Annotated in this window: 21 protein-coding genes; 6 read left to right on the top strand and 15 right to left on the bottom strand. The window is 45.9% G+C overall.

The window, feature by feature from the left end:
* Positions 1–10: 10 nt before the first annotated feature.
* On the bottom strand, positions 11–691 hold the full coding sequence (gene sfsA, locus DMI82_RS20230) for a DNA/RNA nuclease SfsA (RefSeq protein WP_022426438.1): 681 nt from the start codon (positions 689–691) through the stop codon (positions 11–13).
* Between the two features lie 303 nt (positions 692–994).
* Between sfsA and DMI82_RS03750 the strand changes: the two genes are divergently transcribed.
* Together DMI82_RS03750 and DMI82_RS03755 are read left to right on the top strand one after the other, a co-directional pair.
* Complete coding sequence (locus tag DMI82_RS03750; RefSeq protein ID WP_022426437.1) at positions 995–1,615, top strand: HAD family hydrolase; 621 nt, start codon at positions 995–997, stop codon at positions 1,613–1,615.
* Positions 1,616–1,617: 2 nt separating this feature from the next.
* On the top strand, positions 1,618–2,976 hold the full coding sequence (locus DMI82_RS03755; RefSeq protein ID WP_173741545.1) for an MATE family efflux transporter: 1,359 nt from the start codon (positions 1,618–1,620) through the stop codon (positions 2,974–2,976).
* 106 nt (positions 2,977–3,082) lie between these two features.
* On the opposite strand, the gene DMI82_RS03760 is transcribed toward DMI82_RS03755, so the two are convergent.
* The 7 genes from DMI82_RS03760 to DMI82_RS03790 form a co-directional block, all read right to left on the bottom strand.
* Positions 3,083–3,382 carry a DUF3784 domain-containing protein gene (locus DMI82_RS03760; RefSeq protein ID WP_015527011.1) on the bottom strand — a complete coding sequence of 100 codons (300 nt, stop codon included), beginning with the start codon at positions 3,380–3,382 and terminating at the stop codon, positions 3,083–3,085.
* An 82-nt stretch (positions 3,383–3,464) separates the two neighbouring features.
* Positions 3,465–5,099: a L,D-transpeptidase family protein gene (locus DMI82_RS03765; protein ID WP_021652284.1), complete on the bottom strand. Its 1,635-nt coding sequence runs from the start codon at positions 5,097–5,099 to the stop codon at positions 3,465–3,467.
* A 127-nt stretch (positions 5,100–5,226) separates the two neighbouring features.
* On the bottom strand, positions 5,227–6,579 hold the full coding sequence (locus DMI82_RS03770) for an MATE family efflux transporter (RefSeq protein WP_092069591.1): 1,353 nt from the start codon (positions 6,577–6,579) through the stop codon (positions 5,227–5,229).
* Between the two features lie 257 nt (positions 6,580–6,836).
* On the bottom strand, positions 6,837–8,378 hold the full coding sequence (gene gpmI / locus DMI82_RS03775) for a 2,3-bisphosphoglycerate-independent phosphoglycerate mutase (protein ID WP_059085365.1): 1,542 nt from the start codon (positions 8,376–8,378) through the stop codon (positions 6,837–6,839).
* Positions 8,379–8,589: 211 nt separating this feature from the next.
* Positions 8,590–9,885 (bottom strand): homoserine dehydrogenase, encoded by a 1,296-nt coding sequence (locus DMI82_RS03780; RefSeq protein ID WP_021652282.1) that lies wholly within the window; start codon positions 9,883–9,885, stop codon positions 8,590–8,592.
* Between the two features lie 53 nt (positions 9,886–9,938).
* The gene (locus tag DMI82_RS03785; RefSeq protein ID WP_110102520.1) at positions 9,939–11,057 is read right to left on the bottom strand and encodes an Mbeg1-like protein; all 1,119 of its coding nucleotides are present in this window, start codon (positions 11,055–11,057) and stop codon (positions 9,939–9,941) included.
* 183 nt (positions 11,058–11,240) lie between these two features.
* Positions 11,241–11,462, bottom strand: coding sequence for a hypothetical protein (locus DMI82_RS03790; RefSeq protein ID WP_021652279.1), 222 nt, complete (start codon positions 11,460–11,462; stop codon positions 11,241–11,243).
* Between the two features lie 101 nt (positions 11,463–11,563).
* Between DMI82_RS03790 and DMI82_RS03795 the strand changes: the two genes are divergently transcribed.
* Positions 11,564–11,842: a helix-turn-helix domain-containing protein gene (locus DMI82_RS03795; RefSeq protein WP_092069588.1), complete on the top strand. Its 279-nt coding sequence runs from the start codon at positions 11,564–11,566 to the stop codon at positions 11,840–11,842.
* Positions 11,843–11,958: 116 nt separating this feature from the next.
* On the opposite strand, the gene tpiA is transcribed toward DMI82_RS03795, so the two are convergent.
* The 3 genes from tpiA to gap all read right to left on the bottom strand — a co-directional run bounded on the left by tpiA (position 11,959) and on the right by gap (position 15,154).
* Positions 11,959–12,708 (bottom strand): triose-phosphate isomerase, encoded by a 750-nt coding sequence (gene tpiA / locus DMI82_RS03800; protein ID WP_021977259.1) that lies wholly within the window; start codon positions 12,706–12,708, stop codon positions 11,959–11,961.
* A gap of 44 nt (positions 12,709–12,752) precedes the next feature.
* Entirely contained in the window at positions 12,753–13,949 is a 1,197-nt protein-coding gene (locus DMI82_RS03805; protein ID WP_110102521.1) for a phosphoglycerate kinase, read from the bottom strand.
* A gap of 185 nt (positions 13,950–14,134) precedes the next feature.
* On the bottom strand, positions 14,135–15,154 hold the full coding sequence (gene gap / locus DMI82_RS03810; protein WP_021652276.1) for a type I glyceraldehyde-3-phosphate dehydrogenase: 1,020 nt from the start codon (positions 15,152–15,154) through the stop codon (positions 14,135–14,137).
* 305 nt (positions 15,155–15,459) lie between these two features.
* Here gap and DMI82_RS03815 point away from each other — a divergent pair, with 305 nt between their 5' ends.
* Positions 15,460–16,278, top strand: coding sequence for a histidinol-phosphatase HisJ family protein (locus DMI82_RS03815; protein ID WP_022426901.1), 819 nt, complete (start codon positions 15,460–15,462; stop codon positions 16,276–16,278).
* Between the two features lie 75 nt (positions 16,279–16,353).
* Positions 16,354–18,288 carry an alpha-amylase family glycosyl hydrolase gene (locus tag DMI82_RS03820; RefSeq protein ID WP_110102522.1) on the top strand — a complete coding sequence of 645 codons (1,935 nt, stop codon included), beginning with the start codon at positions 16,354–16,356 and terminating at the stop codon, positions 18,286–18,288.
* A 142-nt stretch (positions 18,289–18,430) separates the two neighbouring features.
* Here DMI82_RS03820 and DMI82_RS03825 read toward each other — a convergent pair whose 3' ends face one another.
* From DMI82_RS03825 to DMI82_RS03840, 4 genes are all read right to left on the bottom strand, one after another.
* Complete coding sequence (locus DMI82_RS03825; RefSeq protein WP_110102523.1) at positions 18,431–20,989, bottom strand: HAD-IC family P-type ATPase; 2,559 nt, start codon at positions 20,987–20,989, stop codon at positions 18,431–18,433.
* Positions 20,990–21,078: 89 nt separating this feature from the next.
* A complete protein-coding gene (gene nifU, locus DMI82_RS03830) occupies positions 21,079–21,525 on the bottom strand; it encodes a Fe-S cluster assembly scaffold protein NifU (protein WP_015526995.1) in 447 nt (148 codons plus the stop codon).
* 28 nt (positions 21,526–21,553) lie between these two features.
* Complete coding sequence (gene nifS / locus DMI82_RS03835; RefSeq protein WP_021650819.1) at positions 21,554–22,741, bottom strand: cysteine desulfurase NifS; 1,188 nt, start codon at positions 22,739–22,741, stop codon at positions 21,554–21,556.
* A 25-nt stretch (positions 22,742–22,766) separates the two neighbouring features.
* Positions 22,767–23,195 (bottom strand): RrF2 family transcriptional regulator, encoded by a 429-nt coding sequence (locus DMI82_RS03840; protein ID WP_015526993.1) that lies wholly within the window; start codon positions 23,193–23,195, stop codon positions 22,767–22,769.
* A 124-nt stretch (positions 23,196–23,319) separates the two neighbouring features.
* On the opposite strand from DMI82_RS03840, the gene DMI82_RS03845 reads away from it, so the two are divergent.
* Complete coding sequence (locus DMI82_RS03845) at positions 23,320–24,654, top strand: polysaccharide biosynthesis protein (RefSeq protein WP_110102524.1); 1,335 nt, start codon at positions 23,320–23,322, stop codon at positions 24,652–24,654.
* The last annotated feature ends 38 nt before the right edge of the window (positions 24,655–24,692 follow it).

Consider the following 24,692-nt stretch of genomic DNA (forward strand, 5'->3'; position numbering starts at 1 on the left):
CGTTTCCTTTCTATAATCTTACCGGTATCGGATCACATATCTTCATGGAATCTTCCGTGACAACACAGTCATAGGCCAGGATGTGAACACCGGCATCTGCTGCCGCCTTAAGTGTTTCTCCAAATTCCGGATGTGTCTCCCGATTTGGTTCAAAATACCTTACACCCTTCATCTGGATCACCAAAAGAAGATACGCCTCATAGCCGTCAGCTGCTGCATGCATCAGCTCACAGAGATGCTTGATCCCCCGTTCTGTAGGTGCGTCCGGAAAACGCACGATATTATTTTCTTCCAGAGTGACGCCTTTTACCTCGATAAAAGCCTTTCGCTTCCCGGATTCCACATACAGGTCAAAACGGGAATTTCCGTATGTCTTTTCTCTCCTGACAGTCACTTTCTCCGGAAAAAGATTTCCGGCCGCCACCCACTCTTCTGCTGCTTTATTTGGGGCCTGGGAATCCATATTGATCCAGCGGCCCTCCTTGTTCACACTGATCAGATCGTATTTCGTTTTCCTGGCAGGATTATCACTCTTTTCCAGGATCACTTCTGCTTCCGGAACAAGAAGTTCCCGGCATCTGCCTGTATTCTTCACATGGACCGTTTCCAGCTGATCCCCGATCTGCACATGAGCGATAAAACGGTTAGGCCTGTCTTTGAATATACCTCTGATCGTATTCTTATAATTCATAGTTTTTCCCTCGTAACCCTTACTATAACATAAAATCTTCAAAAGCGCAGTTGCTTTTTTTTCTTTTCTCATATAGAATTGTTTTGATAACTGTTCACTGGTAATATTCTGCGAGGTGTTTTTTGTGAGCGAAGGCCACAGAAAACCCGAGACATACCGCGCGAATTTATTCGATTAGCATAAATTCTGTGCATCGTGAAGCGTATTGCTGAGAACGGAGTGAACAGTAACTTGTTTTGTACTATGTCCAGTACAAAGGGTTGCTTTTTTTACATATCATAGTTTTTTGGGGAGGTTTTTCTGATGGACAGTATTATTTTTGATGTTGACGGTACGCTCTGGGATTCCACCGGAATCGTAGCTGAGGCCTGGAGTGATTACCTTATCCATACGGAGCACATGGATACCGACGTAAGCGCCAAACGACTGATGGGGCTTTTCGGCCAGCTGCTGCCGGATATCGCAAAGGCTCTTTTCCCTGAGCTTCCGGAAGCAGAACAGCTTCGTATCATCGACGGCTGCTGCCAGGCAGAGCACGAGGCACTGCTTCGCAAATGTGCTCCGCTGTATCCGGATCTTGAGGAAACACTGAAGATTCTTTCCAGCCGTTTTCCTCTTTTTATCGTCAGTAACTGCCAGGCCGGATATATTGAAGTGTTCCTGAAATCCACAGGCTTCGGACACTATTTCAAGGGCCATCTCTGTCCAGGTGACACCGGCATGGCCAAAGCGGAAAATATCATGAAGATCCGCGAGGATAATAATCTTTCCGATCCGGTTTATATCGGTGATACTATAGGAGACTTTAATGCCTGCCAGAAAGCAGGAGTTCCTTTTATCTTTGCTGAATACGGTTTCGGTCAGGTGGATAAACCGGATTACCGGATCACCAGGCCTTTTGACCTTACGGAGATATGCAGATGAGTATGAAAAAATCAAAATCCATAGACCTTACTTCCGGTCCGATCCTGAAAACGCTTTCAGAGCTTGCTCTTCCTATCATGGCATCTTCCCTTCTTGGAACTGCCTATAATATCACAGATATGGCCTGGATCGGACTTCTGGGCTCCAAGGCAGTTGCCGGTGTCGGTGTGGGCGGCATGTATGTGTGGCTTTCCCAGGGACTTGTAGCCCTTCCGAGAATGGGCGGACAGGTAAACACCGCACAGTCCTGCGGCCGGAAGGATTATAAAGAGGCACGTTCCTACGCGGCCAGTGCCCTGCAGATGACCATTCTCTTCGGGCTCTTATTTGCTGCAGCAAGTATTATATTTCTTGATCCTCTGATCGGATTTTTTAATCTGACAGACCCGGAAGCATATTCTTCTGCCAGATCTTATATGCTGATCACCTGCGGACTGATCATTTTTTCCTTCCTGAACCTGACTCTCACCGGACTTTTTACAGCCCAGGGAGATTCCAGGTCTCCACTGATGGCCAATTTTCTTGGACTTGTGGGAAATATGCTCCTGGATCCGCTCCTAATCCTTGGCATTGGACCTTTTCCACGGCTTGAAACGGCAGGTGCTGCCATTGCCACAGTAACTGCACAGTTTCTGGTTTTTGCAGTGCTGGTTTTCCGGATCTTTACTTCCGGGCTGGAAACAAATGTACTTCGTGAACTTCATCTTTTTTCACGTTTTCCGAGAAAATTTTATAAAAATATCTTCCGCATTGGTTTTCCAACCGCTATCCAGAGCATGCTCTACTGTATGATCTCCATGGTACTGACCAGAATGGTTTCCGCCTTCGGTGCTGCTGCCATTGCTGTCCAGCGTGTGGGCGGACAGATTGAATCCGTTTCCTGGAACACCGCGGACGGCTTTGCCTCTGCCTTAAATGCTTTTACCGCACAGAATTTCGGTGCAAAAAAATACGACCGCATCCGCCAGGGCTACCGTATTTCCTTTGGTATCCTGACAATCTGGGGCCTTATCATAACTGCAGCCTTTGTGCTGCTCCCACGCCCGATCTCCGGACTGTTTTTCCATGATCCGGAATCCCTTGGGATTTCTGTAAATTACCTGATCATCATCGGCTTCTGTGAGGCTTTCATGGCCATTGAGCTGATGACCATCGGTGCACTGTCCGGCCTTGGTATGACCAAGCTCTGCAGTATCATCAGTATTATCCTGACAGGGGCCAGAATCCCGCTTGCCATGCTGCTGACTCATGCGGGAATGGGACTCAATGGTATCTGGTGGGCACTTTCCCTTACTTCTATCGTAAAGGGAATCATCTTTACTCTGACATTCCGGCAGACCAGCCGAACGAAATTAAACTAAATACAGACAGAAAAACTCCCCGCGGATACCGGAGCCTGATCAGACAGGTTACCGTTTCACGGGGAGTTCTGCTTTTTTACCTAAAGGATAGTTCTGATACTTCTGATCATTTTTTGATACATTTTGTTCTGAGTACAAACAGAAATACCGCAAGTATCACAAACAGAATTACTACATAGGCAATCTTTGCTGCTACACTTGTGGTGAATGCGTCAACTCCTGTAGCCACTCCGATAAGTATCAGACAGATTCCTGAAACCTTTTCCATTTTTTTCTCATCATACTTCTGGGCTCTGGCCTGTGTGTTTCCGCCTTTCATAAAAAAGGAACCGTGTCCGGTAAAAAGCATAAATCCTACTACCAGTGCTGCGATTGTAAGTATAAAGCTGAATGACTGATCAAACATAATGTTTTCCTCCTGCTAAAGAACAGGAGCCACACACCGGATCACCGGCTGGCTCCTGTTTGTTTTTTGACTACAGCTCCGATCAATAGAAACAGACGATCGGAACATTATACTGGATAATGTTGTAAAGCTCTCCCGCTTTATCCGGCGGCATATTGATACAGCCGTGGGAACCTCCGGTTAGATACCGATCGCCTCCAAAATACGGCTGCCAGTCTGCATCATGGAATCCAATGCCTCCGTTAAACGGCATCCAGTAGGTTACCGGCTGTTCATAGGAATAGGTTCCGTCTGGTTTCTTGGTGCCACGTAACACATCCGGGCTCTTCTTATAGTACAAGGTGAAGATTCCAGGAGGTGTTTTTCTCTTGGGATCACTTGCAAGTCCGGATACGATATCTGATTCAAAGATCACATTTCCATCCTGATAATACCACATATACTGTTCTGTAAGGTCCACTTCAATGTAGGTATTTCCCAGATCATTCACACCATAGGAATTGGCTCTCATGGAATAAACCGGCTCTCTGGTCGTCTGAGCTCCGGACTGGATCTCCTGGGTAAGCTGTGCCACCTCTCCGTCCTGATCGATCTTCCAGCCATATGCAGAACCGGAAACCGAAACAGTTCTTCCGCTTGTTGTCTGGAACTGACGCTCTGTACCTACTGTATCATGATCCGCTGCAAGCTGTGCCACATAATCCACGATATGCTGTTTGAAGGATGCATCATCCTGGATCAGCTGGCCCTTTTCGTCAAACTGCAGCCAGTTCTTGATGGTGCTTCCATCAAGTGTTACTGTCTCATCTCCAAATGTGTAGGTGATGCTTGCCCTCGCAAAGTTATTATATGCATCCACCGTTGCCTGCAGATCTGCACTGTCGCTGGTCACATCTGCTTTCACATAAGCATCCGGGTTACTGCCAAGATCTACTTCCCCGTCATCGCTGCTGATAGCATCACTGATCATCTGATAGGCTTCTTTTACCTTCAGTTCACTTCCCACTGTCTCCGGCACGATCGTAAACTCGGAATCATTAAAGCTTACGTACGCATTCTCCGGTGCTACCTGATTCTCTTTCTGGGCACAGTTCAGTGCTTTCACTTCTGACTCCAGCTTTGACTTGTCAAAAGCTGTCTGCTCACTGGCTGTGTAAGTCGTCTTTTCAAAAAATCCTCTCACCCATTCATAGGGCTTCTGCGCTTTCAAAAGCTTCAGAACTTCACCACTGGATATATAACGATAACTGATATCCGTTCCTTCTATCGTCTGCGGTTCCTGATCTCTGGCCTTTACCTGGATGGAATAGCCTTCCATTTTTTTTGCGATCTCCTGCTCAACCTCATATGCAGTCCTGTTGGAGCTGTCGATCCCGTTAATCGTTGTGCCCTCAAAGAAATGACTGGTATAATAATAAGATACTCCTGCATATGCACAGCCTGCCACTACCAAAACCATGGCGGCGATCATTCCGGTCACCTTCAGTGCCTTATGCTTTTTCTTTTCGGGTATAACAATAGGTTCAAATTCAGATTCATCGATAGGTACGTAGGTGATCTTCCTTGGCCTTGCTGATTTCGAAGGTCGTGCCGACTTGTGAGCAGCTGATCTGTTATTTTTATTTTCAGGCTGAGGCTCTCCTGCAGTATCACTGACGATCTTTGCCATGGCATCATTGATCCTGTCCTCGATATCCCTCTTTTCATCGTTGCTCATATTTATTCACCTCTATGTTCATGTGCCTTCAAAAAAGGCATCTTTCCATTGATACTTTCTGGTCTTACTCACCAGCTTTTTCATTATATCATACTTTCCGGAAATTGCATCTCATTTCACGTTTTTTTTATAACTTATTTGTACCGTACAGCTTCCGCGCCATATCTTTCATAACATAGAAATACATTACCCAAAGGAGCACTGACGCAAAGATCCAGGCCACCGGACTTGCAAGACAGGTACCGATATAGCTGCTTTTTCCGGCTGCAACGGTAGCGGTGATCCCTCTTCCTGCAAGCTCAGCCACACCGGCCATCATAGGAAGAAGACCATATCCCATTCCCTGGATCCCGTTTCGCAGTACATTGACAAAATACAGAGGAATAAAAAACAGTGCCACACATTTTACATAGATTGCTACCATAGGAAGCACTTCTTTAATGTTATCTGAGATAAACAGATATGCGAAATATTTTCCCGCAAAGAACAGAAAACTGCCAACAACAACAGAATATACAATTCCTATAAAATGCGAAGCCCGGAAGCCTTCCCGCACTCTCTCAAGCTTTCCGGCTCCGATATTCTGTGCATTGTAGGTAGCGCTGGCAGTTCCCTGTGCCACATATGCCTGGGTGAAGATCTGCTCGATCTTACTTCCTGCTGTAAACGCCGCCACCGCATAAGAGCCAAGCATATTTAAGGCTGACTGTACCATCATGGTTCCGATCGCCGTAATGGAATACTGCAGTCCCATTGGGATTCCCACACCGATCTGCTTGGCTGCGAGGTTACGTCTAAAATACCAGTCTTCTTTTTTCATACGGAGCTCCGGCACAAACTTCCAGATATATACCAGACATAAGACTCCTGAAACTCCCTGGGAAATAATGGTAGCCCAGGCTGCTCCAGGTGCTCCCAGCTTAAACACGATGATAAATACAAGGTCAAGCACAATATTCAGCATTGCAGATAAGATCAGAAAATACAGTGGTACCTTACTGTTTCCCAGTGCACGGAGGATACTGGCCAGGATATTATATAATGCCTGGGCAAAAATCCCTCCGCAGATGATCATAACGTAAGCATATGCATCCTTGAAAATATCATCCGGCGTATGCATAAATTTCAGAAGTGCATGCATACCTGTCATGCTGACTGCTGTCATCACTGCCGAGACCAGCGCTGTCAGGATCAGTGCATTTCCCACGGTCTGACGCATCTCATCCATTTTTCCCGCACCGTACTTCTGTGCAGTCAGTACGGTAAAACCGGCAGTAAGTCCCAGAAGAAAGCCTATGATCAAAAAGATGATAGTTCCTGTTGAGCCAACTGCCGCCAGTGCCTTTGTTCCTACAAATTTTCCTACAACCACCGCATCTACCATATTGTAGAACTGCTGAAATACATTACCAATAAATACCGGGATCGTAAATCCCAGGAGCACTTTTACCGGTTTTCCCTGTGTCATGTCTGTTTTCATGAAATCTTTTTTCCCCCCATTTAATTTGATCGTTCATAAACTTTGTGCTGCTTTTTGTTATTCTTTTTATTATTCTTTCTGTAACTTTACAGTTGCTCAAAAGTTACCTGTTTTTATGTATCAGAGGGATTATAGTTGAAATGGAATGATTTTACAAGATGATTTTGAAAATTTTTTTCATGTGTGGAAACAGAAACAATCGGATGAAAAAATCCCGGCAGATCCATAAAAATCTGCCGGGATTCCGTGAAGCTTATTTATTTCTCAACAAGAAGAGACTCTCCTGTCATTTCCTTCGGCTGCTCCATACCCATAAGCTGGATCAGAGTCGGAACGATATCTGCAAGACATCCGTTCTCACGAAGTGTGTATTTCGGATCTGCGTTTACAAGGATAAACGGTACCGGGTTCGTTGTATGAGCTGTCCACGGCTCACCTGTTTCATAATTTACAAGCTGCTCTGCGTTACCATGGTCAGCGCAGATAAAGAGCTGTCCGTCAACCTCTTTGATCGCCTCTACAGCCTTACCAACACACGCATCAACAGTCTCAACAGCCTTGATCGCAGCTGCCTCAACACCTGTATGGCCAACCATATCCGGGTTCGCAAAGTTGATGATGATCACATCATATTTGTCAGATTTGATCGCCTCTACAAGCTTTTCACAAACCTCCGGTGCACTCATCTCCGGCTGCATATCGTAAGTCGGAACCTTCGGGGATTTTACAAGGATTCTGTCCTCTCCTTTGTTTGGTTCCTCAACACCACCGTTGAAGAAGAATGTAACATGTGCATATTTCTCTGTCTCGGCGATACGTGCCTGTGTCATATCGTGAGCTGCAAGGTACTCACCAAAGGTATTGTGAAGAAGAACCTTGTGGAATGCTACCAGCTTATTCTGGATGGTATCATCATACTCTGTGAAGCATACGAATGTGGTATCCAGTCTCTTTGCTCTCTCAAAGCCCTTAAAATCGTCATCACAGAAAGCTCTTGTGATCTCTCTTGCACGGTCCGGACGGAAGTTGAAGAATACAACGGAATCCTTATCGGAAATAGTTGCAACCGGTTTGCCGTCCTTCTCGATAACAGTCGGAAGCACAAATTCATCTGTCTTGTCATCATCATAGGAAGCCTGAACTGCTGCTGCAGCATCTGTTCCCTTTACGCCTTCGCCCTGTGTAAGAGCTTTATATGCAAGCTCAACACGATCCCAGCGGTTATCACGATCCATTGCATAATAACGTCCGGAGATCACACCGATCTCACCAACGCCGATCTCTTTCATTTTAGCTTCCAGCTGCTCTACAAACTCTTTACCGGATGCAGGCGGTGTGTCACGTCCATCCAGGAAGCAGTGTACGTAAACTTTCTTGAGTCCCTCTCTCTTTGCCATCTCAAGAAGTCCGTAGAGATGTGTATTGTGGCTGTGTACTCCACCGTCAGAAAGAAGTCCCATAAAATGGATCGCGGAATCGTTGTCTTTTGCATTCTTCATAGCAGTAAGAAGTGCCTCATTCTTGAAGAAATCGCCGTCCTGGATCTCTTTTGTGATCCTTGTAAGCTCCTGGTATACGATACGGCCTGCGCCCATGTTCATATGACCAACCTCGGAGTTACCCATCTGTCCGTCCGGAAGACCTACCGCAAGACCGCTGGCATTGCCTTTTACAAACGGATAATCTTTCATGAGTCCGTCCATAACCGGTGTTTTTGCCTCATATACAGCATTTCCGTCATGTCTGTCATTGAGTCCGTATCCATCAAGGATCATTAAAACTGTTGGTTTTTTGCTCATAATTTTCCCCTTCTTATCTTTGATCGAAAATCTGTCCGGCACAGCTCTTCACTGATTCTGAAACCCTCTGTACCATTCAGGATTCTTTTGTTTTCCATTTTATATAGTACCAAAATCCAGAAATTTTGCAACGTTTTCTTTGACAAAAATTTGTCTGTTTTCAATTTCCCGACAACTGATACAGCTGATCTGTAAATTTACGCGAAAGATATTATTTCTGGTATACACGGATCATAGAAGAAATCTTTCTTACAGATGCGCTGTTTTCCAGTTCTTCCTTAACCTTAAAGAAAGCGCCCTCGCTTACAAGTTTGGTGATCACAACAACCTCTGCGGTATCCGGTCTCTTGCTTTCTTTCTGCATGATCTGTGCCACGCTTGCCTGATATTTTGCAAAATGCTCCAGGATTTCAGCCAGCACACCGCAGCGGTCCTCTACCTGCAGGCGGAGGAAATAACGGTTATGGGTATCTGCCATATTTTTTACCGGAAGTGTCTTATAGCAGGTGCAGCCTACTCTTCCGCAGCAATCTGCCTTCATATTACGGACTACCTCAAATACATCACCGGCAACCGCACTTGCTGTAGGAAGCTCACCTGCTCCACGTCCGTAGAACATGGTATCTCCTACTGCATCTCCGTGTACAAAAACCGCATTATAAGAATCATTGACGGATGCAAGGGGATGCTCTGCCGGGATCAGCATCGGGCAGACATAGGCCTCAACGCCGTCCTCCTGACAGCGTGCAACACCCAGAAGCTTGATCTCGCAGCCCATTTCTTTTGCGTAACGGATATCCTTTGCCGTGATCTTTGTGATTCCTTCTATATGAACATTATCAAGGGTAACTCTGGAATTAAAGGCAACTGATGCAAGGATGGCAACCTTTCTTCCAGCATCAATTCCCTCGATATCTGCAGTAGGATCTGCCTCTGCATATCCAAGTTCTGTAGCAAGAGCAAGAGCATCTGAAAATTCCATTCCCTCCTGGGACATCTTGGTAAGGATAAAGTTCGTAGTTCCGTTTACGATTCCCATAACTTCCGTTACATGGTTGGCCTCAAGACTGTTCTTCAACGGGCTGATGATCGGGATTCCTCCGGCAACTGCTGCCTCAAACAGAAAATCCTTCTGCGCTGCCCTGGCAGTTTCCAGGATCTCTTTTCCGTGGACTGCGATCAGATCCTTGTTTGCAGTTACAACGTTCTTGCCGGCTTTCAGTGCTGCAAGGATATAAGTACGTGCCGGCTCGATCCCGCCGATCAGCTCGATCACAATATCAATGGAAGGATCTCCCTCAATATCTGCCCAGTCTGTTGTAAGAACAGAAGGATCGTCTACCTTCCCGGACGCTTTCTCAAGGTTACGCACCAGGATCTTTGTGATCTTTACCTGGCATCCAAGCTTGGCTGTCATTTCCTGCTCCTGGCTTTTGATCACTTTATATACACCGGTTCCTACTGTTCCGAGACCAAGAAGGGCCGCATTTACGACTTTTTCGTTCATTTTCTGATGTCCCCTTTCCGTTTTTTCCAATTTTTATCAGAGTAACTCCTATGTTATGGCAGAAAACGCTTTTTGTCAAGTTCCGGCAGAGGAAGCAATTCCAGCCAGCTGCCAAAAAGTCCGGTGATCAGTTCCTGCACCATAGCTTTTGACTGTGGTTCCAGTTTATCCAGCTGGCGCACCATGGCAGCCAGACTTTTCAGACCACCTTCCTGGATTTGGGAAATGGTATCTGCTCCGGTTGCTTCCAACACAGAAAAGAGTTCCCCGATGAGATGCTCTCTCTGCTTTTTATCCATATGGTCGATCCATTTATGAAGACTTCGATCTGACGCCGCAGCTCTTCTTGTCAAACTTTCTTTCTCTATAAAGGATGACCCCATTACCTCCCAGGTAAAAGCATCATGCTGCAGGATTCCCTTCTGTGTACTGGCTACGATCCGCGGATCTTTCTGATGGCTGAGCAGCATACCGATCACAGATGCCTCGGGAATGATACGGGTGACTTTTGGCAAAACGCTTTCCACTCTTCCGGGACTGAAAAATCCTTCTGGAAAACCCGGGCCATCATTATCATAGACAGAAAGAAGCTTTTCCTGCAGGATGTCACTGCACTGCATCGCTGCATACATAGCCAGATTTCCTCCTTTGGAATGACCGCCGATCCGCAGCATGGACTGTATATAAGTTCCATGCGTTTCCAGATATTCCAACGCTTTTCTGTGCGAAGGAACAACTCCGTTGCTTAAGTTAAAATCCTCCTTCCATCCCACAATGGTATCATCGGTTCCACGAAATGAAATATATGTGGTTCCATCATCCAGTCCTATAGTCACTGCCGCAAACTGCTGAGCCTGACTGGAAATGATTTCATTGACAAAGCCCCCTACTGTACATTTCCGGAATCTCTCCGCACAGGCCATTTTTTCAAGGAGCACCGGTGTATTCTGCAGAAATGCACTTTCTGCTTTCAGATCCTTCTTCATTTCCTGTCTGGAAAAAGCCGCAAAGAGTTCTTCTACAGAAAGAGTATTTCCGTTTTTTACTTCTGCCATCTCATCCAGATCAAGATAGGAAAAACACGCCAGTATCAGATTGTCAACTTCATTAAAGGGTGACTGCTCAAAGGTAAGATCTCCTCTCCATTCAAGATAATCCAGAATATTCCCCATAAAATCCTCCGCAAATGATCATATAAGCGTCTTACGCACAGCTACAGGCTTTCTTTCTATTATAATACGTAACGGCTGCATCACAACACAGCCATCTGATGCGTTTCTGCCGTTATCAGATAACCGTTTTCTGAAACGACATACCCTGCCAGATATTTATTGTTATCATACCATAAATCCTGATCATTTGCTCCTTTCATCCATTTTTTTTCTGAGATAAAGGATGTAATGAATGCAGCCGCAGGTAAAAGCCGGAAACAGTATCGACAGGCCTGCTGCTGACATCATATAGATCACTGCCCCTTTTCCGTCATCCGGTGTTCCTGCCACAAAGCAGTAGAACATGGTAGCTGAAAAATACAGTGTGATCACCACTGAAATTAAGATTTTAAAAAACTTCCTCATTGCTTCTCCTTTCTGTAGTGTCGATATAAGGACACTGTTGTGATTCCAATTTTACCTTCATAATAAGATTAATTCAAGGATGAATCGGACAGGATATATATATGATAAAATATGACAGATTTTGGGTCACGATGAAGAAGCGTGGGATCACTCAGTATGATCTTTATGAACATTATCAGATCACCCGTTCACTTCTGGACAGACTTCGAAAAAATAAAAATGTTGAAATTTATACCATAGACAGGCTGTGTTCCATTCTCCACTGCGAGATTGAGGACATTGTGGAACACGTTCCCGAGCCTGACGAAAGGAACGAACATACAGAAAAAGCTTCAGAGAAAAACAATCCTTACTCTGAAGATAAGAAAAACTCTCTCTAACTGTGATCAGATGCAGCTTTTTTGTTGGCTGTGTTATCCGTGTCAGGGAGAGTTTTTCTGATTTTTTCTATAAGTAGATATAAAAAAAGGGGCCGAAGCCCCTTTTTAAATGGATCTTATTTGTAGTTTACGATCTTTCCGAAATCTGGTTTCAGGGAAGCGCCGCCTACAAGACCGCCGTCGATGTCAGCCTGAGCAAATAAGTCAGGAGCTGTTGCAGCGTTTACAGATCCGCCGTACTGGATACGGATCTCTGCTGCTGTAGCGTCATCATAGATCTCAGCGATGCATTTACGGATATCAGCGCAAACCTCCTGAGCCTGCTCTGTTGTAGCTGTCTTACCTGTTCCGATAGCCCAGATCGGCTCGTAAGCGATAACTGCTGTCTTAGCCTGATCAGCTGTAACACCCTGGAATCCAACCTTAACCTGCTGACGGATGAAGTCCATTGTTACGCCCTGCTCTCTCTGAGTAAGTGTCTCACCACAGCACATGATCGGTGTGATGCCATGCTCGAAAGCTTTAAGCATTTTTTTGTTAACGTCCTCGTTTGTCTCACCGAAGTACTCTCTTCTCTCGGAGTGTCCAAGTACAACGTACTTAACGCCTGCATCTACGAGCATAGCCGGAGCGATCTCACCTGTGTAAGCGCCTTTCTCCTCGAAGTACATGTTCTCAGCACCAACCTGGATGTTAGAACCTTTAGCTGCCTCAACAACAGGGATGATGTCGATAGCCGGTACGCAGAATACTACGTCAACTTCATCGTTAACAACAAGCGGTTTTAAAGTCTCAACAAGCTTTACAGCCTCGCTTGGTGTCATGTTCATTTTCCAGTTTCCAGCAATGATTTTCTTTCTTGCCATTGTTTTTATCTCCTTTTCGTGTTCGCGGAACACTTTATTTTTTATCAGTCTTTATCGTTAGCTGCTGCTACGCCCGGAAGCTCTTTGCCCTCAAGGAACTCAAGAGAAGCACCGCCACCTGTGGAGATGTGTGTCATCTTGTCGCCATATCCAAGGATATTTACAGCTGCTGCGGAATCACCACCACCGATGATGGTTGTTGCGTCTGTATCAGCAAGAGCTTTTGCAACTGCCTCTGTACCATGTGCGAAGTTCGGCATCTCGAAGCATCCCATCGGTCCGTTCCATACAACAGTCTTGGCATCTTTTACAGCGTCTGCAAAAAGCTTCTCAGTCTCCGGTCCGATATCCATTCCTTCCCATCCGTCCGGAATCTCACCACGTTTTACAACCTGGATATTGCAGTCATTGGAGAAGTTATCACCGATTCTGTTATCTACAGGAAGAAGAAGCTTCACGCCCTTCTCCTCTGCTTTCTTCATCATGTCAAGAGCATACTGAAGGTAATCATCCTCGCAGAGGGATGTTCCGATATGTCCGCCCATAGCCTTGGAGAATGTATAGGACATACCACCACCGATGATCAGTGTATCTACCTTGTCAAGAAGGTTGTTGATTACAGAGATCTTGCTGGAAACCTTAGCACCGCCAAGAATTGCTACGAATGGTCTCTCCGGATTGTTTACAGCGTTTCCAAGGAAATCGATCTCTTTCTGCATCAGATATCCTACAACTGCTGTTTTTACATATTTGGTAACACCTACGTTAGAGCAGTGAGCTCTGTGAGCAGTTCCGAATGCATCATTTACAAATACATCACAGAGGGAAGCAAGATCTTCGCTGAACTTGTCTTCGTTCTTTGTCTCTTCTGCACGATAACGTGTGTTCTCAAGAAGAACTACATCGCCATCTTTCATCTCTGCTACAGCAGCTTTTGCGTTCGGTCCTACTACCTCAGGATCTGCTGCAAATTTTACTTCCTGGCCAAGAAGCTCAGAAAGACGAACTGCTACAGGTGCAAGAGAAAGCTCCGGTTTCGGCTCTCCCTTCGGTTTTCCAAGGTGGGAGCAAAGGATAACCTTTCCGCCGTCTGCGATCAGTTTCTTGATTGTAGGAAGAGCAGCTACAAGACGGTTCTCATCTGTGATCTTTCCATCCTGAAGCGGAACATTGAAGTCGCATCTTACAAGTACTTTCTGTCCTTTTACATTGATATCGTCAACACTTTTTTTGTTCAGCATCTCTATATCTCCTTAACTTTTATTTCTGCAAAAGCAGATGAATAAGGGCGAGCGGTATTGTTGTCCGCTCTGTTAACAGTCATTCCTCAGACATTTTTTTGTTTGGTCTTTTGGAAAAAAAGGGCCCGGTCCTCTTCAGACCGGACCCTTTCTGAGTCTATTCTTCTACACCCGTTCGCAGAAAATTAAGCGTTCAGAAGTTTTCCGAAGTGCTTGATTGTACGAACCATCTGGCTTGTGTAGGAGTTCTCGTTGTCATACCAGGAAACTACCTGAACCTCTGTTGTGCCATTCTCAAGTGGAAGTACCATTGTCTGAGTAGCATCGAAGAGGGAACCAAATCTCATACCAACGATATCGCTGGATACGATCTCATCCTCGTTGTATCCGAAGGACTCATTGGAAGCTGCTTTCATAGCTGCGTTGATCTGCTCTTTAGTAACGTTTCCTTCAACTACTGCTGTAAGGATTGTTGTAGAACCTGTTGGGGTAGGTACACGCTGTGCAGAACCGATAAGTTTGCCGTTAAGCTCTGGGATAACAAGTCCGATAGCTTTAGCAGCACCTGTGCTGTTCGGAACGATGTTAACTGCAGCTGCACGGGATCTTCTCAGATCGCCTTTTCTCTGCGGTCCGTCAAGTGTCATCTGATCGCCTGTGTAAGCGTGGATTGTGCACATGATACCGGATTTGATCGGTGCAAGATCGTTAAGAGCCTTAGCCATTGGTGCAAGGCAGTTTGTTGTACAGGAAGCTGCGGAGATGATCTTGTCCTCGTTTGTAAGACCCTGATGGTTTACGTTGTAAACGATTGTCTTAAGGTCGTTTCCAGCCGGAGCGGAAATAACTACGTGCTTAGCACCTGCATCGATATGAGCCTGAGCTTTGTCTTTGGATGTGTAGAAACCTGTGCACTCAAGAACTACGTCTACACCGATCTCTCCCCATGGAAGCTCTGCAGCGTTAGCCTTAGCATAGATTTTGATCTCTTTTCCGTCTACTGTGATGGAATCCTCGCCTGCTGTTACTTTATCAGCAAGAGCATATCTTCCCTGTGTAGAATCATATTTTAATAAGTGAGCAAGCATCTTAGGAGATGTAAGATCGTTGATTGCTACGATCTCAAATCCTTCTGCTCCAAACATCTGACGGAATGCAAGACGACCGATACGTCCAAAACCATTAATTGCAACTTTTACTGCCATGATAAATTCCTCCTATGAATTGAATGGTGATTTAAATCGTTCCTTTGTTAAAGAAACATCAACCTGTTTCATATTGTACCTAATTCCAAACAAAAATTCAAGAGCTATTTATAAAAAAGAACATTAAAATAAATATTAAGAAAATTTCTGAAAAATGTGCTATAATTCTCTGATAGAAAGTTCTGTCCTGCTGATTCCCAAAACGGATATCTATATTCCCGCTGGGAGTTTGACTTTCCCGGATTCATAACAGGCAGATACGATCATTGTCACAGAATATAAAGGCTTGAATATGGAGGTACAAAATGGACCAGAAAATTTTATGGGACTGCCATATGCACTCCTCTTTTTCCGCAGATTCCGATACACCGATGGAAGAAATGATCCAGACTGCCGCAGACCAGGGTCTCACGGGAATCTGTTTTACTGAACATTTTGATCCGGATTATCCCGATACTCCGGAAAATCTTGATTTTTCCCTGAACATCCCTGCATACCGTCAGAAACTTGAGAGTCTTGCGGATGCTTTTAAAGACCAGATTCAGGTTAACTTCGGGATCGAGCTTGGACTTCAGCCTCAGCTTGCAGAATCTTTTTCCGATCTTCTGAAAGAAGTTCCCTTTGATTTCGTTATTGGTTCCTCCCATGTGGTGCACGGATACGATCCTTATTATCCTTCTTATTTTGAGGGCCGTAAGGAATCCGCATGCTACATGGAATATTTTGAATCCATCCTGGAAAATATCGCTGCTTTTGACGAGATGGATGTGTACGGACATATCGACTATGTAGTACGTTATGGTCCAAATCAGAACCGTCAGTATTCTTACGGACGATATAAGGAGATCCTGGACGAGATCCTGCGGACATTGATCCGCAAAAATGTGGGAATCGAGCTGAACACAGGCGGTTATCACTACGGGCTTGGTGAACCGAATCCATGTGTCAATATTATCCGACGTTACCGTGAGCTTGGCGGTGAGATCATCACCATCGGTGCAGATGCCCATACTCCGGATAAGATCGGCTATGCCTTTGACAAGGCGGCTGATGTTCTCCGTGAATGTGGTTTTTCCTATTATGCTGTATTTAAAAACCGCCGTCCTGTTTTTCATAAGCTGTAGCTCTGTTTCTCTCTCCGGTGAGAGAGTTTACATTTTTATACCGAAAATATCATTTTATCTAAGGAGGAACTCTATATGTCAACAAAAAGACTCCAGAAAAAGAAAGCTGCCATGCAGGCAAAAAAAGAAAAGCAACTGAAAAAAAATACCTCTGCTACCGGCACCAGTTCCAGTGCTGCCAAATCTGTTGAAAATGCTAAAGCCGAAGTGAAAAAACTTGAAACCGTAAAGAAGGAAACGCTTAAAGTCGAAACTTCCAAAACTGAACCGATCAAAGTCGAGACTTCCAAGACCGAACCGATCAAGGTCGAGACTTCCAAGACTGAGCCGGCGAAAGTTACTACTTCCAAGACCGAGCCTCTGAAAGTCGAAACTTCCAAGGAGGACACAGCTTACGATGCCCTCTACGAGAAACGTCTGAAACACTACTACAATGATCTGAAATGGCTTTACTGCGAACTGTTCCGCGATCACCCGGAAGTTACCGGCACATTCTCAAGCCTCACAAAAAAGATGAAAGAAATCTACCGTGAGCGTTCTCTTTCCATGAAGGAAGCCGACCAGAACTGCGCTGCAGATCCTGATTGGTTCCGTAAGACTACTTTCACCGGAATGGCTGTAAATCCTGCTGACTTCGCAGATACTCTTTCCGGGCTGTCCGATAAACTGGACTATATCAGTGAATGCAAAGCAGACACTCTGTACCTGACAGATCTTTTCCAGGCAACCTCCAACTGCTCCCTTCGCATTATCCCGGAGATTGGAACCTCCGAAGATCTGCATACACTTGCAGCTAACTGTAGGAAAGCAGGTATCCGCCTGGCTCTTGAGATCCCGTTAAGTCTTTCTGTGGATGACCCACAGTCCGGTGCGCCATGCGTGCTCCAGACTCCAGCTTATTTCAATGCAATGCTTCTTCAGATCCTGGAGCTTGCAAATGAAGGTGCTTCTATATTCAGCCTTGGTGTCCTTCCGATGATACCGGAAGAAAATCTCTGGAAGCTTCACTCTCTGCTGCGTATGACCCGAATGGTGTGTGAGATCGTATGCCCCGGAATTCTTCTCCTTGGTGAAACAGACCGCCCACCTGCAGAGGCTGCTGCATTTGGCGGAACTTCCGATATGCCGGAACTTCACATTGTAAACAGCACCCAGCTGATGTCCGATCTCTGGCATACCGTTGCTACAAAGGACACTGCCCTTCTCCGCCGGGGAATCGACAGAGCTGCAGACCTTCCGCAGGCACCGGTATTCCAGAATTACCTCCGTAACCGCAACACGGTACGCTGGAATCTGGACTATGATTTCCTGAAAGGAAGCTTTATCACAGAAGGGCCTCACAGAGATTATCTGAATGAATTCCTGGCAGGTATTTTCCCTGATTCCTTTGCCCGGGGTGAAATTTATGTAAATCCGGAAACCGAGGAATCTGAGCTCTGCGGAACAACCGCATCTCTTGCAGGAATCGAGCGTTTTGATTATGAAGGAAATATGGAGGGTGTCAGCCGGGGAATCCGCTATGACGTAGCACTTCATGCATTGCTTCTTTCCCTCCCCGGAATTCCGGTACTTCGAAGCGGTGACGAGGTCGGACAGCTGAATGACTATACCTATAAAACAGACATTTCCAAAGCAGCTGATCCTCGCTGGCTCCACAATGGACGTTTCAACTGGGCACTTGCCCGGAACAGAGCCGATGCCGAAACGATCCAGGGACGCATTTTCAACAGCCTTGAGCAGCTGGAATCCATCCGTGCCAGCCATCCGGTATTTGCACCTGAAGTTTCTGCACATACACTGGAAACCTGGGAAAAAGCTCTCCTTGCCCTGGTAAGAGAAACCTCCGAAGAAAAGCTGATCTGCATCTACAACTTCAGCGACCAGGATAAGGTAGCCTGGATCAACGAACAGGACGGTACCTACACAGATCTTCTCACAGGAGTTCAGAGAGACGCACAGGCTGTAGAAATCCCGGCCTTCGGATTTATCTGGCTTATGCACACGAAATAATAGCTTTGTCAGGCGGATATCCACAATCTGCATTCTCTACACAGCTCTGCACCGGATAACTGGATAACTGCTTCACAGTTTATTTGCAAAAAAGGACACTGCCATTTTCAACGGGCAGTGTCCTTTTTTATTTCTCATATTATTATTTTCTCAGCTTATCAATAAATGCAGCAAATTTCCCCTGTTCCCCACTATCCAGCGAACGACTGTAAATATTTCTGAGCCAGGCCGTGATCACATCGATCAGGATCGGAGAAAATGTCATCAGAAGGAACACCAGAATGATCATTCCGAATTCCAGCGATCCCAGTGTCAGAAGATTCTGCAGAACCACCGCCGCACCGAAAAAGATCACCTGCATACTGTAAATGATCACCTTTCGATACTTATTCAGAGGTGCGTAAACTGTCTTAAGTGCCGCCATATAATTCCATCCTGTTACAAGCACACAGGCTGTATTCAGCATAGCATTGGAATGGTATACATTCTGGCATACCAGCATCACACTGAACACACAGCCCGTGATGGTCACAGCAGCCGGAAATGCATTCATAAATACATGACGCAAAAATGTATGGTCGATCTTCTCATAATTATTCTCCTGTGCCAGAAGGAATGTAGGAATACCAACAGCGCAGGCACTGATCAGAGACATCTGGATCGGCTCAAAGGGATAGGAATCCCCGAAGAAGATCGTGATCAGTGACAGCAGCACGGAAAAAATCGTTTTGATCAGAAACATAGATGCCGCAGTACGGATATTATTTACAACCCGGCGTCCCTGATTCACAATTTCCGGCATTGCTGCAAAATTAGAATCCAGCAATACCACATTGGCAATATTCTTGGCAGCATCACTGCCCTCAGCCATGGCAATACTGCAGTCCGCCTCTTTAAGCGCCAGAACATCATTGACACCATCACCGGTCATGGCAACCGTATGCTTCTGAGCCTGCAAAGACTTCACCATTGCCTGTTTCTGCTGAGGTGTTACACGCCCGAACACACTATATTCTGCAACTGCCTCGTCCATCTGTTCCTGAGTTGTGATCGTTGTCGCATCTATATAATGCTCTGCATTTTTAAGGCCAGCACGTCTGGCAATTGCAGAAACCGTCACCGGATCATCACCGGAGATCACTTTCAGATCAACACCCTGACTTTCGAAATATGCCAGCGTATCCGGTGCCTCTGCACGGATCACATCGGTAATAAGCAAAAGTCCGACAGGTTCCAGTCCCTCCGGAAGCTCCGCTCCCTCACTCACATTTACACTATGGGCAAGAACCAGCACACGAAGACCTTCCTCTGCAAATCTGCCACAATACTCCATCAACTCCGGGTTCCCTTCCGGAAAAAGAAACTGCGCTGCACCCATCAGATAAGTACCTGTATCTGTAAATGCAGCTCCGCTGTACTTCCTGTCAGAAGAAAATGGGATCACATGATCCAGCTCCATATCCTGAGATACTTTAAATCTCGCCCTGAGTGCATCGGCAGTGGCATTCTGATCCTTCAGCACAGAAAGCAGATTTCCCATGATATGCTCGATCTCCCGGATCTTCTCCGGATCTTCCTGACTATGTTTCTCCGGGTCAGCTTCTGACTTTTCCTGTAATACGAGATTCGCGCTTCCATCCTCCTTTGCGATCGCATCTGTTGCTGAAACTGCAGAAGTCGCAGAACTCTCAGTTCCATCGCTGTCACCTTCGCCGGATTCAGGATCTTTCCCGGATATTTTCTCTGAAATCTCATCATACACCGGCGGATAGCTCTCCACCGCCTCCACACACATGGTACCCTCTGTGATAGTTCCTGTCTTATCCAGGCAGAGCGTATCCACGCGTGCAAGAGTTTCTATACAGTACAACTCCTGCACCAGCGTCTTCTTCTGGGCAAGCTTCAGCGCACCCAGAGTCAGTGCCACACTGGTAAGAAGGACCAGTCCCTCCGGGATCATTCCCAGGACCGCTGCAACCATATTGACAACAGAATCCCGGATATTGTCTCCCACAAAATAATACTGTTTATAAAAAAGCATCGCACCCATTGGTACGATAATGATACTGATCACCTTTAGAATGGCATTCAGGGAATTTCTAAGCTCTGAATTATGGCGTTTGAATTCCTTGGCCTCGCTGGTGATCCTTGACGCATAGTTGTCACTTCCCACATGGATGATCTGGCAGCAGGCCTGTCCCGCCGTCACAAAGCTTCCGGAAAAAAGCTCATCTCCCGGATTCTTCGGAAGATTGTCTGCCTCACCGGTAAGCAGAGATTCATTGACCTCAAGGCTTCCCTCCAGGATCTTCGCATCTGCCGGAACCTGTTCTCCGGCCTTCAGGAATATCAGATCATCGACAACCAGCTTCTCTGTAGAAATTTTCCATTTTTTTCCTTCACGCAGAACAACCGTCTTGGATTCTGTCAGGATGGCCAGCTTGTCAATCGTCTTCTTGGCACGGACCTCCTGAATGATCCCGATCACGGTATTAATAAAAATGATTCCTACAAACATGGAGTTTTTGTAGGAACCAACCAGCAGTACGAGAACCAGCAGCACCAGGTTCAGAAAATTGAAGAATGTCAACGTATTCTCCAGAATGATCTGCTTATATGTCCTGGTGTTGGGGTTTTCGTTATTATTTACCTGGCCCTGCGCAATTCTTTCCTGAACTTCTTCGTTCGTAAGTCCTGTCATGCTTCTTACTTACCTGTCCTTTCAATGGCTTACGGTTCTGTTCAACTGAAGCTTGCTCATGCCCCGGTTATGATCGTAAATAAAAGGAATCAATACTCCTCTTCTGTATCCTCTTCACCCTCGTGGATATCAGACTTCGGTTTGGAAAGACCCTCGATCTTAATGTGATGTTTCTCTGCATAATCCCAGAGAGCTGCATGAATTGCTTCCTCAGCAAGCAGGGAACAGTGGATCTTTACCGGCGGAAGTCCGTCCAGAGCCTCCATAACGGCCTTGTTGGTTACTTCCATAGCTTCCTCAATGGTCTTGCCCATTACAAGTTCTGTTGCCATGCTGCTTGTTGCAACTGCTGCACCGCATCCAAATGTTTTAAATTTGCAGTCTTTGATAATATGAGTTTCGTCATCGATATCAAGGAATATTCTCATAATATCACCGCATTTTGCATTTCCTACAGTACCCACGCCACTTGCGTTCTCGATCTCACCGACATTACGTGGATGCTGAAAATGATCCATTACTTTTTCACTATACATTATTTTTTCCTCCTGGCAAGTATTTTTATTATTTTTTCTGCTTTTTAATAAAATCTTCATATAATGGAGACATGCTTCTTAAGTTTGCAGTAATATCTTTCAGCTTATCTACTACAAAATCAACATCCTCCATAGTTGTCTCCTCGCTTAAGGTCATACGGAGAGATCCGTGTGCGATCTCATGAGGAAGACCGATAGCTAACAGAACGTGTGACGGATCCAGAGAACCGGATGTACATGCGGAACCGCTGGATGCACAGATTCCGAAATTATCAAGCATCAGAAGAAGTGACTCTCCCTCGATGAACTGGATGCTTACATTTACGTTGTTCGGAAGACGTTTTACTTTATCTCCATTGAGACGTACGTACGGGATCTCTGTGAGGATCCTGCTGATCATATGATCTCTGATCTCGATTTCTTTTGCAGTACGCTCTTTCATGGACTTGTTTGCACGCTCTGCTGCAAGACCGTATCCTACGATACCAGGAACGTTCTCTGTACCTGCACGACGTTTTCTCTCCTGTGCTCCGCCATGTACGAAGGAGCGGATCTTAACACCCTTACGGATATAGAGGAAGCCGATTCCCTTCGGTCCGTTGATCTTATGTCCGCTGGAGCTGAGCATATCAATATTGAACTCATCTACATTGATCGGGATCTGGCCGAATGCCTGAACAGCGTCTGTATGGAACAGGATTCCATGCTCATGTGCAATCTGTCCGATTTCTTTCAGCGGCTCAAGAGTACCAATCTCATTGTTTGCAGCCATAACAGAGATCAGGATGGTCTCCGGTGTAATGGCTTTCTGAAGCTCATCCAGGTCAATGAAACCATTCTCATCTACATCCAGGTATGTGACCTTGGCACCACGCTCTTTTTCAAGGTACTCGCAGGTATGAAGGATGGCATGATGCTCGATCTTTGTTGTGATGATATGGTTTCCTTTATTTTTATATGCCTCAAAGGTCGCTTTCAGAGCCCAGTTATCAGACTCGGAACCACCTGCAGTAAAATAGATCTCCTCTTTTTTGGCTCCGATCACATCTGCGATCTGCTGTCTTGCCTTTGCGATGGCAGCCTTGCTGTTTGCCGCAAAATCATAAACGGTTGAAGCATTTCCATAAAACTCTGTAAAATACGGCAGCATAGCCTCCACAACTTCCGGTGCGGTCTTTGTGGTAGCCGCATTGTCCAGATATATCATTTTTCCCATTTTCTTTTCCTCCTGTTCAGGATAATTATTTTTCGTGTATTCTCCGGCTTTCTTCGATCAGCTCACTGAGCATCAGGGTATCCACTGCATCTGTGATGCTGTCGTTGATCCTCTTCCACACTAATTTAGCCACGCAGAGATCAGAACCTTGGCAGCCACCGTCACCTTCTGTTCCCGGACATGTTGCAGCCTCCAGGCCACCCTCCAGGACACGAAGGATATCTCCCACTGAAATCTCTTCTGCCGGTCTTCCAAGGAAATATCCTCCGGCTGCACCGCGGACACTCTTCACAAGGCCCGCTTTCTTCAAAAGTGCCATCAGCTGCTCCAGATAGCTGACTGATATATTCTGACGGCCCGCAATACTCTGAAGCGAGACCGCTTCTTTTTCACTGTAAAGACCAAGGTCTATCAAAGCCTTAAGTCCGTATTTTGCTCTTGTTGACAGTTTCATCCGCTCACCTCTTTTTTTCAATTCCCAGTGTTTTCCTCGGATTTCATGTTTACTCTATCAGAAACATATGGTTCTGTCAAGACTAACTTCTTCATATACTGACAAAAAAGACTCAAGGTTATCCATGTCAAAAAAAATATTTCTCAAAGGAACCCTGATTCTTGCCTGCACAGGCCTTATCAGCCGTATCGCAGGTTTCTTTTATAGAATATTCCTCTCCCATGCCATTGGTGCGGAAGGTCTTGGTTTGTATCAGCTGGTTCTTCCTCTCCAGGGACTTATGGCCGCTTTATCCTATACAGGGATCCAGTCTGCCCTTTCCCGACTGATCGCGTCCAGACTTGCCCTTCAGGAGAAAAAGGAGGCACGTTTTTCGCTGGTCACAGGAACACTTATGGCTGTCTTTTTTTCTGCTGCAGCCGGTTTTCTGCTTTTTCAGCACGCATATTTTTTTGCTTCCGCAATTCTGAAAACACCGCAGACTGCCGGTCTTCTTCGCATAACAGCTGTCAGTATTCCTCTCTGTGCCATTCATTCCTGCATTAACAGCTATTATTATGCCCGGAAAAAAGCCTCTGTTCCGGCAGCCGTGCAGCTTTCGGAGCAGTCTGCACGGATCGGCACTACCTATATCCTGTATCTGATCTTTCTTTCCGAAGGACGTCCGATCACTGCATTGATTGCAGCGGGAGGTTCCCTTGCCGGAGAGACTGCCGCTTCGCTGGTGTCGCTGCTGGTAGTTTCCTTTCATTTCGGAAATCACCCTGTACACGAAAAGACTCCCGTCAGGATCTTTCCGCTGATAAAGGACCTTTTCACACTGTCTTTTCCCATTTCCCTGAACAGGATCCTTCTGACACTTCTCGGCAGCATAGAAGCGGTCCTGATCCCACAGATGCTTCTGCGTTCCGGCATGACAGCCTCAGACTCACTGAAGATCTATGGGATCTTTACAGGAATGGCACTGCCCCTGCTCCTGTTTCCTTCCACACTTACGTCTTCCGCCGCTGTAATGCTGATGCCTTCCATCGCACAGCTTGATGCACTGGGAAAGCAGAAGCAGATCCGCCGTGTCACAGATCAGACCTTTTTTCTGTGCATGTTCCTGGGATTTCTATGCGGAAGCGGATTCTTTCTTTTTGGCCCATTCCTCGGAACATTGCTTTTTCACAGCCAGACTGCCGGAACCTACATACGGTATCTGTCTTTTATCTGTCCTTTTCTTTATACAAACACCATGCTCACCAGCATCCTGCAGGGACTTGGAAAACCGGGGCTCTGTCTGATCCACAGTATTGCCAGCATTCTCATCCGCATTTTCTCCGTTGTTTTTATAATTCCGGCAACAGGGATCCGAGGCTATTTTTATGGAATTTTTCTGGGTGAGCTGCTGCTTACTCTTCTACACGTGAAAGCGCTAAAATTTCCCTATCGACAATCGGCCAATAATCGTTTATAATAAATAATCGAAATGTCTATAGTTATGGAGGAATAAAG

Source organism: Blautia sp. BCRC 81119 (assembly GCF_003184505.1).
GTDB classification, from domain to species: Bacteria; Bacillota; Clostridia; order Lachnospirales; family Lachnospiraceae; genus Blautia_A; species Blautia_A fusiformis.

Excerpts from the sequence above, each read along its gene's own strand:
- DMI82_RS03785 (WP_110102520.1), bottom strand. The coding sequence starts at position 11,057 with ATGGGGAATATTCTGGATTATCTTGAATGGAGAGGAGATCTTACCTTT.
- sfsA (WP_022426438.1), bottom strand. The coding sequence starts at position 691 with ATGAATTATAAGAATACGATCAGAGGTATATTCAAAGACAGGCCTAAC.
- DMI82_RS03845 (WP_110102524.1), top strand. The coding sequence starts at position 23,320 with ATGTCAAAAAAAATATTTCTCAAAGGAACCCTGATTCTTGCCTGCACA.
- DMI82_RS03780 (WP_021652282.1), bottom strand. The coding sequence starts at position 9,885 with ATGAACGAAAAAGTCGTAAATGCGGCCCTTCTTGGTCTCGGAACAGTA.
- DMI82_RS03840 (WP_015526993.1), bottom strand. The coding sequence starts at position 23,195 with ATGAAACTGTCAACAAGAGCAAAATACGGACTTAAGGCTTTGATAGAC.
- DMI82_RS03795 (WP_092069588.1), top strand. The coding sequence starts at position 11,564 with ATGATAAAATATGACAGATTTTGGGTCACGATGAAGAAGCGTGGGATC.
- gpmI (WP_059085365.1), bottom strand. The coding sequence starts at position 8,378 with ATGAGCAAAAAACCAACAGTTTTAATGATCCTTGATGGATACGGACTC.
- DMI82_RS03825 (WP_110102523.1), bottom strand. The coding sequence starts at position 20,989 with ATGACAGGACTTACGAACGAAGAAGTTCAGGAAAGAATTGCGCAGGGC.
- DMI82_RS03790 (WP_021652279.1), bottom strand. The coding sequence starts at position 11,462 with ATGAGGAAGTTTTTTAAAATCTTAATTTCAGTGGTGATCACACTGTAT.
- DMI82_RS03770 (WP_092069591.1), bottom strand. The coding sequence starts at position 6,579 with ATGAAAACAGACATGACACAGGGAAAACCGGTAAAAGTGCTCCTGGGA.
- nifS (WP_021650819.1), bottom strand. The coding sequence starts at position 22,741 with ATGGGAAAAATGATATATCTGGACAATGCGGCTACCACAAAGACCGCA.
- DMI82_RS03760 (WP_015527011.1), bottom strand. The coding sequence starts at position 3,382 with ATGTTTGATCAGTCATTCAGCTTTATACTTACAATCGCAGCACTGGTA.
- DMI82_RS03755 (WP_173741545.1), top strand. The coding sequence starts at position 1,618 with ATGAAAAAATCAAAATCCATAGACCTTACTTCCGGTCCGATCCTGAAA.
- DMI82_RS03765 (WP_021652284.1), bottom strand. The coding sequence starts at position 5,099 with ATGAGCAACGATGAAAAGAGGGATATCGAGGACAGGATCAATGATGCC.
- DMI82_RS03815 (WP_022426901.1), top strand. The coding sequence starts at position 15,460 with ATGGACCAGAAAATTTTATGGGACTGCCATATGCACTCCTCTTTTTCC.
- DMI82_RS03805 (WP_110102521.1), bottom strand. The coding sequence starts at position 13,949 with ATGCTGAACAAAAAAAGTGTTGACGATATCAATGTAAAAGGACAGAAA.
- gap (WP_021652276.1), bottom strand. The coding sequence starts at position 15,154 with ATGGCAGTAAAAGTTGCAATTAATGGTTTTGGACGTATCGGTCGTCTT.
- tpiA (WP_021977259.1), bottom strand. The coding sequence starts at position 12,708 with ATGGCAAGAAAGAAAATCATTGCTGGAAACTGGAAAATGAACATGACA.
- nifU (WP_015526995.1), bottom strand. The coding sequence starts at position 21,525 with ATGTATAGTGAAAAAGTAATGGATCATTTTCAGCATCCACGTAATGTC.
- DMI82_RS03820 (WP_110102522.1), top strand. The coding sequence starts at position 16,354 with ATGTCAACAAAAAGACTCCAGAAAAAGAAAGCTGCCATGCAGGCAAAA.
- DMI82_RS03750 (WP_022426437.1), top strand. The coding sequence starts at position 995 with ATGGACAGTATTATTTTTGATGTTGACGGTACGCTCTGGGATTCCACC.